Source organism: Phocaeicola paurosaccharolyticus JCM 15092 (genome assembly GCF_000613805.1).
GTDB lineage: Bacteria > Bacteroidota > Bacteroidia > Bacteroidales > Bacteroidaceae > Phocaeicola > Phocaeicola paurosaccharolyticus.
Window position 1 is genome coordinate 36,209 of record NZ_BAJR01000027.1, and the last position, 9,306, is coordinate 45,514.

The 9,306-nt window shown below is 34.9% G+C and carries 9 protein-coding genes, 1 tRNA gene and 2 pseudogenes; 2 read left to right on the plus strand and 10 right to left on the minus strand.

The window, feature by feature from the left end:
• Positions 1 to 14: 14 nt before the first annotated feature.
• The 4 genes and pseudogenes from JCM15092_RS10920 to JCM15092_RS10935 all read right to left on the minus strand — a co-directional run bounded on the left by JCM15092_RS10920 (position 15) and on the right by JCM15092_RS10935 (position 3,758).
• Positions 15 to 449 carry a deoxycytidylate deaminase gene (locus tag JCM15092_RS10920; protein ID WP_024994698.1) on the minus strand — a complete coding sequence of 145 codons (435 nt, stop codon included), beginning with the start codon at positions 447 to 449 and terminating at the stop codon, positions 15 to 17.
• A complete protein-coding gene (locus JCM15092_RS10925) occupies positions 449 to 931 on the minus strand; it encodes a DUF4847 family protein (RefSeq protein WP_024994699.1) in 483 nt (160 codons plus the stop codon). The genes JCM15092_RS10920 and JCM15092_RS10925 overlap by 1 nt, the downstream gene beginning before the upstream one ends.
• An 11-nt stretch (positions 932 to 942) precedes the next feature.
• Positions 943 to 2,984: pseudogene (locus JCM15092_RS15835) on the minus strand (M3 family metallopeptidase).
• A 96-nt stretch (positions 2,985 to 3,080) separates the two neighbouring features.
• Entirely contained in the window at positions 3,081 to 3,758 is a 678-nt protein-coding gene (locus JCM15092_RS10935) for a Crp/Fnr family transcriptional regulator (protein ID WP_024994700.1), read from the minus strand.
• 177 nt (positions 3,759 to 3,935) lie between these two features.
• Between JCM15092_RS10935 and JCM15092_RS10940 the strand changes: the two genes are divergently transcribed.
• Positions 3,936 to 4,535, plus strand: coding sequence for a MarC family protein (locus tag JCM15092_RS10940; RefSeq protein ID WP_024994701.1), 600 nt, complete (start codon positions 3,936 to 3,938; stop codon positions 4,533 to 4,535).
• A 52-nt stretch (positions 4,536 to 4,587) separates the two neighbouring features.
• Here the strand turns inward: JCM15092_RS10940 and JCM15092_RS10945 are convergent, their stop codons facing one another.
• The 6 genes and pseudogenes from JCM15092_RS10945 to JCM15092_RS15845 form a co-directional block, all read right to left on the minus strand.
• A complete protein-coding gene (locus JCM15092_RS10945; RefSeq protein ID WP_024994702.1) occupies positions 4,588 to 5,601 on the minus strand; it encodes an FAD:protein FMN transferase in 1,014 nt (337 codons plus the stop codon).
• Positions 5,602 to 5,613: 12 nt separating this feature from the next.
• On the minus strand, positions 5,614 to 6,183 hold the full coding sequence (locus JCM15092_RS10950) for a manganese efflux pump MntP (protein ID WP_024994703.1): 570 nt from the start codon (positions 6,181 to 6,183) through the stop codon (positions 5,614 to 5,616).
• Positions 6,180 to 6,880: pseudogene (locus JCM15092_RS17940) on the minus strand (DUF6048 family protein). Before JCM15092_RS17940 ends, JCM15092_RS10950 begins: the two are co-directional and overlap by 4 nt.
• A complete protein-coding gene (locus tag JCM15092_RS10960; RefSeq protein WP_235782341.1) occupies positions 6,837 to 7,376 on the minus strand; it encodes a DUF6452 family protein in 540 nt (179 codons plus the stop codon). Before JCM15092_RS10960 ends, JCM15092_RS17940 begins: the two are co-directional and overlap by 44 nt.
• Positions 7,376 to 8,329, minus strand: a complete 954-nt coding sequence (locus JCM15092_RS10965) for a glycosyltransferase family 2 protein (protein WP_024994705.1) — start codon at positions 8,327 to 8,329, stop codon at positions 7,376 to 7,378. Before JCM15092_RS10965 ends, JCM15092_RS10960 begins: the two co-directional genes overlap by 1 nt.
• A gap of 11 nt (positions 8,330 to 8,340) precedes the next feature.
• Positions 8,341 to 8,868 (minus strand): DUF4199 domain-containing protein, encoded by a 528-nt coding sequence (locus JCM15092_RS15845; RefSeq protein WP_034541927.1) that lies wholly within the window; start codon positions 8,866 to 8,868, stop codon positions 8,341 to 8,343.
• A gap of 255 nt (positions 8,869 to 9,123) precedes the next feature.
• Between JCM15092_RS15845 and JCM15092_RS10975 the strand changes: the two genes are divergently transcribed.
• Positions 9,124 to 9,197 (plus strand) — tRNA-Thr (locus JCM15092_RS10975).
• Positions 9,198 to 9,306 lie beyond the last annotated feature (109 nt).

The window sequence follows — 9,306 nt, forward strand, 5'->3', positions numbered from 1 at the left end:
TTCTTTATATAATATTATTCATTCAAATTAATATATACCACCTCAATATTGGCTTTTCTCAAGAGATTTAGTCCATCTTCCAGTCTATATTTTTCTGAGTAGACTACACGCTTGATGCCCGCCTGTATAATCAGCTTTGCACATTCTATACAAGGTGAAGCGGTAACATACATAGTTGCCCCGTTGCTACTGTTGTTGGAACGGGCAATCTTTGTTATAGCATTAGCCTCTGCATGTAACACATATGGCTTTGTCAAGCCGTCACTGTCTTCACAAATATTCTCAAATCCAACCGGAGTGCCATTGTAACCATCCGAGATTATCATTTTATCCTTTACAATCAATGCTCCGACATGTCTACGCAGACAATATGAATTTTCAGCCCATATAGCAGCCATACGTATATATCGCTTGTCTAGATTATATTGTTTATCTTCCTGTATACTCATTATTCGTGTTTAAACTGTATAAAAGTATTTTTACCTTCTGGAGCCAACTGTAAGAATCCATTCGCTCCTCCCGTTCCTCTATAATATTTTGCGTTTTTCAAAGTCTCAAAAAAGAGCTTTGCCATTGTAGAACCGGTTGGTTGACTTTGATAGCCTATAGTAATATATCTATTCTTTCCGTCAGCACTCCATGTACCCGATAAAGTACTGCTGTTTGCTATGGCTGTAAATGAACCATCTTGTTTGAAAAGTATTGTAAACTTCTGTAACTCTTGAATTTTTGCTGCATCAGTAGGATTAATACTAGGGTTATATGTTGTTCCCGTATTTTTGGGCGTTTGGCCTTCCCAGTCAGTTGTCTCATAAAAATTCAACAGAGTCCACGTTCCACTACAGAATATAGCGTTTACATCATCCTCATTGTTACATGCCGTAATAAAAGGGAGCATACATATAAGAGCTAAGAGATACTTAAGTTTCATATTACAAAAGGTTAATTAATAATATTGTTGCGCCTTAATAGAGCATCAATAGTAGGTTCGCTACCTTTGAATGATTTATATAGCTCAATAGGATTTTTCGTTCCTCCTTTAGATAGGATGTTTTCTCTGAAAGATGCTGCAACTGATTTATTGAATATTCCATTATTCTTGAAAACAGAGAATGCATCAGCCTCAAGTACCTCAGCCCATTTATAACTGTAATATCCTGCAGAATAGCCTCCACTCATAATGTGTGAAAACTGTGCAGACATGCAGCATCCATCAACCGATGGCAGAAGCTTTGTCTTCTCGAATACCTCTTTCTCGTATACCATCACATCTCCTTCGAATTTACTTCTCCTCCCGTACCATGCCATATCAAGATACCCAAGACTCAGCTGGCGTATACAAAGATATCCAGCATTGAAATTTGAAGCATCTATCAAATTCTGAATAATTTCAGAAGGTATTTGTTCACCTGTTTTGTAATGATTAGCAAATGTATTCAAAAAATCCTTCTCATTAGCGTAATTTTCCATTATTTGAGAAGGCAACTCAACAAAATCCCAATAAACATTTGTTCCACTCAAACTTTGGTAAGTTGAATCAGCAAAAATTCCATGAAGGGCGTGCCCGAACTCATGAAGGAATGTATTTACTTCTGAGTGGCTTAGTAAAGCAGGACTATCTCCAATTCGTTTTGTAAAGTTCATGGTGATAGTAACGTGAGGACGACTGTCTCCGCTTTTATCTTTCCATTGTTCTTTATAGTTAGTCATCCATGCTCCCGAACGTTTCCCATCTCTAGGGTGGAAGTCAGTATAGAGCACAGATAATAATTTTCCATCATTGTCGAATACTTCGTATGCTTTCACATCCTCATTATATACCTGTATATAATTATTCTCTCTGAACTGAATGCCATAAAGTGTGCTGGCAAGACCGAATACGCCATCTATCACCTTACTGAGCTCAAAATATGGGCGAAGAACCTCTTCATTTATGTCAAATCTGTTCTTCTTCAGTTTCTCTGAGTAAAATGACCAATCCCACGGCATAAGTACGAAGTCGTCACCTTCCAACGATTTAGCCAAATCTTCGACCTCTTTGACCTCTTTCTTAGCAACAGGCATATAAGCGTCATAAAGTTCATCAAGTAGTTTGTAAACATCTTCACAACTCTTAGCCATTCTATTTTTTAGAACATAATCGGCGAAGCTTTCGTATCCTAAAACTTTTGCTATCTCAAAGCGAGTGTTTACAATATCCTTTACAATAGTAAGGTTATTGTATTCATTACCATGAGTACAAATAGTATTGTAACTCTTATATATTGTCTCTCTTAATTCCCGTTTATTGCAATATTTCAAAAAAGGAACCATGCTAGGAGCATGAAGTGTGAAAATCCAACTATCAGTTTTGCCTTTTTTTTCTGCTAGCTCTTTTGCAGCTCTAATACTGTATTCAGGAAGTCCCTGAAGGTCATCATCATTGTCAATAACCAATTGGAAGTTGTTTGTCTCCTTTAAAATATTCTGTGAGAACTTAAGAGTCAGTGTGGTAAGCTTAGATGTCAGACTACGGTATATATCCTTTTCAGAATTACTTAGGTTAGCTCCGTGGCGTACAAAACTATCATAAGTCTTATTGAGTAGCATTGTCTGCTCGTAGTTCAAATTGCTACTTGCGTCAGAGTTGTATACCTCTTTTATTCTTGCATAAAGCTTTTCATTTAGAAGAATATTGTTACTGTGTTCAGAAACCATTGGCATTAATCTCTCTGCCAATTCCTGTAATTTATCATTAGTTTCTGCACTAAGAAGATTTGAAAAAACAGTAATTACTCTGTCAAGAAGTTCACCTGAACGCTCTAATGCTACTATGGTATTATCAAAAGAGGGTTTCTCTATATTATCGGTAATTTGCAGTATTGCTTCGTTCTGCTTTCTTATTCCCTCAAGTATAGCGGCTCATAATCCTCAGTCTCTATTAATTTAAATGGAGTAGTATTATGTATTGTATTATATTCAGCTATAAAAGGATTATCTCGCATGTTTCTATATTGCTTTTAAATACAAAAATGAGAAAAAAAAGTATTTTTCTTATTATCTCATTTACATATTTAACAAATAATATATAAGATTGTTAATCAAAAAAGATCGATGGTAAGTTTGCTGAGTTCAGGAATATAAATCTCTTTTCTGCTAAGTTCAACCAACCCTTCACTTTGCATCTCGTTTAATACGCGTGATACATTTATTCTTGTATCATTGATTAGATGTGCAAAATCATTCATTTTTATATTTAGAAGTTTCTCGCCGTCAGCTCTATTGCATCTTATAAGAATGAAATTGACAATTTTTTCTCTTGTATTTCCGATATGAGTATTCCATAATCTGTCGAAAGTAATCTGAGAGCGGTTACTTAATATGTTGAGATAATTTATTCTGAATATATCATAGTTGTTAAGTTCGAAAAGAATAGCAGTTTTACTGATGCTTACCATCTCTACATTTCCTGCAGTCGTATACGTTGCCTGATAACATGGCTTCATACCAAATAGTGAGTATGGCTCTATAACTGTTGGACCATTAAGGGTTTCACTTAATGAGTATACATTATCATAGTCAACAGTAAGAGATTTTATTTTTCCATTTAAAAGAAACATCAGTTTGTTACACACATCACCTTGGTTTGCTATCAACTTATTATCATAATATTTAGTAAAATGAAATTTAGTCTTACCAATAATTTCAGTAAAGTCGTTTTTGCTTAATCCTTGAAATAAAGGCAGCTGCAAGAGTGTGTCATACATTGTTATTCTCATATCTTTTATTCCTGTTTTTAAAGATAACACAAAAATAATCAGTTTAGTTAAATTATATCTTAAAAGTTTATGACACTTTTAGATTTTTATTATTTATTTTATAATTACAAAGTTTGATTATCTGTTTGTGCGGTGAATAAATTATGAATATATTTGCATAAAATTTTTATATACAAGATGGGATCATTTAATATTCAAGAGTTTGTCAGTGCATTTATTGTATTATTTGCAGTGATAGATATAATAGGTTCAATTCCTATTATACTAAACTTAAAGCAGAATGGTAGGAACGTGAATGCAACTAAAGCTACTATTTTATCTTTTGCTTTATTACTAGGCTTTTTCTATGCCGGAGATATGATGTTGAAACTTTTTCAAGTAGATATTGCTTCATTTGCTATAGCAGGTGCTTTTGTAATTTTCCTGATGTCTCTTGAGATGATTTTGGATGTAGAGATTTTTAAGAATTCCGGACCTATAAAGGAGGCAACGCTTGTTCCGTTGGTATTTCCTCTTTTAGCTGGAGCAGGAGCTTTTACCACACTTCTATCTCTACGAGCAGAGTATGCTCCTATAAATATCATCTTAGCTCTTGTTTTTAATATGGTATGGGTTTATATAGTTCTCAAACTTACTACCAAGATTGAACACTTTTTAGGGAAAGGTGGCATTTATGTATTGAGAAAGTTCTTTGGTATAATATTGTTAGCTATTTCTGCCCGTCTTTTTACAGCAAATGTAACGCAGTTAATAGAACAGTTCCAGAAAAATCTATAAATAAATATATGGTTTTAAAAAAGTGGAATACTTCTATAGTATTCCACTTTTTTTATTCGTTTACTATGTATCGTTTCATTCCGTCAGTCATCACAATTTCGTACCCTCCTTTATGGTTATCACAAATGAAGTATGCATCAAGTTCAGGGTGTGCATCGCATAGCTTTATTGCCTTCTCTTTTCCAATTACCATAAATGCTGTTGCGTAAGCATCTGCAGTAGCACAGTCTTTGGCTATCACAGTAGCGGATAATATTGAGTGCTGAACAGGATATCCATTTCTTGGGTCTATGGTATGGGCATATTTCTTTCCTCCTTTGTAATAGAAGTTTCTGTAGTTGCCCGAGGTTGCCATTCCTATATCACTAATTTCAAGTATGGTTTGTAACTCCTGATTTACTGAAAGTGAGTCATCTATAGGTTTGTTGATACCAATTCTCCAACTTTTCATCTTTGGATTCTTACCTTTTACTACTACCTCGCCGCCTATGTCAATCATATAGTTTTTTACACCTTTTCTCTCCAAGGCCATTGCTACTGCGTCTACTCCATAACCTTTTGCTATAGAGCTGAAGTCAAGCATTGCACGGCTATCTTTTTTTATCACCTTAGCATTTTTGATTACCACCTTGTCATTTCCTACAAACTTAAGTATAGAATCAATACTTGCTGAGTCAACACCTTTAGAGCTCTTAAAACCAAACCCCCAAATATTAACCAAAGGAGCTACAGTGATATCGTAAGCACCGTCAGTCTCTTTTGATACCTTTTGAGCCAGGTTGAAGACCTTAATAAATTCCTCATTAACTTTTATATCCTCGTTAAGGTTTACTTTAGATATTATAGAACTTTTATTGAACATTGAAAAGTTCGAATCTACATTTTTTAGTGCATCTTCTATATCATTTTTCAGATTATCATCAGACTGGTATGTCACTTTATAGACAGTACCGAAAGCCAATCCTTGGTCAGTTTGATATGGAGCTTGATTCTTAATAATCAATATTGTTCCAATAATAAGAAAAGCTAGAAATGGCAATTGCCAAATAAGTTTCTTTTTATTCATTTCTCTCAGTTGTTAGTTTAGATGTTGAATAAGAATTTTAATACCTATAGCTAATAGTACTATTCCACCAAGTAGCTCAGCTCTAAGATTTATTTTAGACCCAAAAAATACTCCTAAGATATTACCTACAATGGACAGTGCAAAAGAAACAAATCCTATAACTGCAATAGGGTAGAGTATGTCGGATATCATGTTCATACCGAGACATGAAAATGATATACCTATTGCCAAAGCATCTATGCTTGTAGCTATTGCCAATGTTATTATAACCTTAATGCTGTTGGGATTGAATGAATTACATTCTTCTTCTTTACTGAAGGCATCTTTTAACATTTTGCCACCTACTAAGGCAAGCAGGAAGAAGGCAATCCAATGATCGAAAGATTCTATCTGTCTGTTAAAGTAATTTGTTGATAACCATCCTATAAGTGGCATAATAGCTTGGAATAGTCCAAAGAAAAATGCCATTCTAAGTATTGATCGCCAAACTATCTTTTTTTGTATTATTCCACTAGTTATTGATACTGTAGTACAGTCCATTGCAAGTCCTATAGCAAGCAGCCAAATGTCAAAATTGTTCATTTTTTAAACGGAAGATTATATATTAAGTTATAGGTGAACCCGAATTTAGATGAGTTGCTCATTCCATATCCAGGAATGTATAATGGTTCACTGTTTTCTGTCTTCTTATTGCTTATTATTGCTCTGTATCTAGCAGACCAGCCCATATGGAAGTTCTTAAAAATCTTAGCTTTTACGCCTACTACAAATTCTGACCATGTAGAACTTCCACTTACACCGCTGTAAGAGTACGGAATTGTGATATTTCCCCATACAGGATCTCCCATCTCTGGTGCAGATATATTGTATGAAAAAGAGGAGTGCAGATTCTTATGCCGCCATATAGGAATCCTGGAAGGTATGGCTTCTTATAGAAAAAATTATAATCGGCTCCCACCTTGATAAATGGAGCCTTTGTATCGTATGCTACAGAATTGCTTTCATTGATTGTATTAATCTTACCGTATCCAATTTCAATAACCGGCATATAACGGTTCTTGATATTTGCAGTGATGCTTGCAGATACTGAAGTATAGTCGCTTCCGAATACTTTCTGTGCAAGACCGCCTACATCAACACCAATTTCGATGCTTTTAAAAAGAGGCTCTTCCTCCTTAGGAGTATCTACCAGTTTCTTAACATCCTGTGCCATTAACTTTATAGATGGCAATATGCTAATTAGTAGGAAAATAAATATTAAAATTAATTTTTTCTTCATTATTAATATCCGGATTTACCGTTTCGATTGAATCTAGTGCATTAGTTGTATACCTTATATTGTTGACCTTATAGAACATCATAGTTCCACAGTCAATACTCTCAATATATGGAATGTTTTTATGTTCAACAACAATGGTGTCTCTCATTTTTTTGCTGTAGTGGATTACATAAGTTGTAGTCGATTTATAGCTCAAAGGCAGACTCATGCTTGTTGTTGGCTTGTTATAAAGAATCTCATTAAGCAGTGAATCTTTGACTATGCGTGTTGTCACAGTGCCATCTTTCAGAGTATCGTTTACAGTCACATCAGCTACAGTAAATCCTGTAATAACAACGCTGTCACCCATAGTATGTTGTTTGCTGTCAGTACTGTTCAGAAATTCAAAATGAGCAAATGAGACTGTTGTCAATGGGCAGTTGTTACTATTGCATCCATTAAGCATGAAAACTAATGAAAGCAATAATATCATTAAAAAAGGAAATCTTCTCATCATCAAAGTTCTTTCTCTATTTTATAGTTGTTTCTCTCAGGAGCATTACGAGCTATGAGTTCTCCAATAAATCCTGCAAGAAATAGTTGGGTACCGATTATCATCAGTGTCAACGACAGATAGAAATATGGTGAGTCGGTGACAAGTATATATGGCAGACCATGTGACATATCGTATAGCTTGTTAATACCTATTGCTGCTACTGCAAGGAAACCGAAGATGAACATCAATGAGCCAAGGAATCCGAACATATGCATAGGTTTTATCCCGAATTTGGAGAGAAACCACAAACTTAGTAGGTCAAGATATCCGTTTACAAAACGATTCAGACCGAACTTTGTTGTTCCATATTTCCTTGCTTGATGTTGTACTACTTTTTCACCAATTTTTTTGAATCCTGCATTTTTTGCAAGATAAGGTATATATCTGTGCATTTCTCCATATACCTCGATGTTCTTTACCACATCTCTCTTGTACGCTTTCAAACCGCAGTTGAAGTCGTGTAAGTTCTTTATCCCAGATACTGCACGAGCTGTTGCATTGAACAGTTTTGTAGGCAAGGTTTTAGAGAGCGGATCGTATCTTTTTTGTTTGTATCCGGATACAAGGTCGTACCCGTCGTTCATAATCATACTATATAGTGATGGAATCTCATCAGGGCTGTCCTGAAGGTCTGCATCCATGGTAACTACAACATCTCCCTCAGCTTTGTCAAAGCCGCAATATAGAGCAGGTGATTTTCCATAATTTCTACGGAATTTTATACCTTTTACCTCAGCAGGATTGGCCTGTCGCAAATTTTCAATAACTTTCCATGAATTATCAGTGCTTCCATCATTTACAAATATCACTTCATAGCTGAAATGATTTTCGTTCATGACTCTTTTTATCCACTCAAATAATTCAGGAAGAGATTCTTCTTCATTGAACAAAGGTACTACAACAGATATATCCATGATTAACAATTTTATTTTTTACGCATAATAAGTGCTGCTGTGGGTAGAGCCATGAGCAAGCCATAAAATACATTTTGAGTTATAAGTTGAAAAGTCAATTCAATAGGAGACAGGGACATAACTACTTTCATGGCATCTTTCAACTGATTTATAGTCTGAAGATACTCCTGTGAATCTGTCATGCTAGCCGACTGATTTATTAGATTCAGCCATTGACTAAAGATAAATCCGTTGTCTATATACTGAAAATAGATGTAATGTACTACTGCCACTAATAGTGAGGCAAACATATACATGAAAAGTGTAAAAGAGAGAGCTGTTACAAAGCTTATTCTATTCTCACAACAGTTTGTACGATAGCGTTTAGCAAAAATATATCCAAGTATTGGAACAAAAATTGTCAAAATAAAAAACACAATATGTATAATCGGTATTTTAAATCCAATAGGGATTAAAACAAATTTAAAAGCCCAAAAAAGTCCCATTATTGTGCCATAGCGCATCGCGCTTTCCTGTAATGTTGGTTTTGTATCGTCCATTATCATTTAATAAGGATACAAAAATACATTATTTTGTAGTAATTCCTCAAACTATTGATGTGGAATTATGAAAGCTTGATTAATTTTTAAAAAAAATATGTACAATATTGCATAATTGAAAATTATCGTTACCTTTGCACTCGCAAATGAAAAATGGGTAAGTCCTATACGGCCAGCTCCCTTCGAATCCTCCAGGGCTTGATCGCAGCAAAGGTAGTTGGTTGTAGCGGCGCGATATAGTAAGCTTACCCACCCGCCTCTTTAGCTCAGTTGGCCAGAGCACGTGATTTGTAATCTCGGGGTCGTTGGTTCGAATCCGACAAGAGGCTCAAAAATAGAGACATCCAAATTATTGGATGTCTCTATTTTTATTTTAACCCGAAATATTCCTCTTTTCAGATGGTAATATTCCTTTACTAGAATGATTTAAACTGTAGA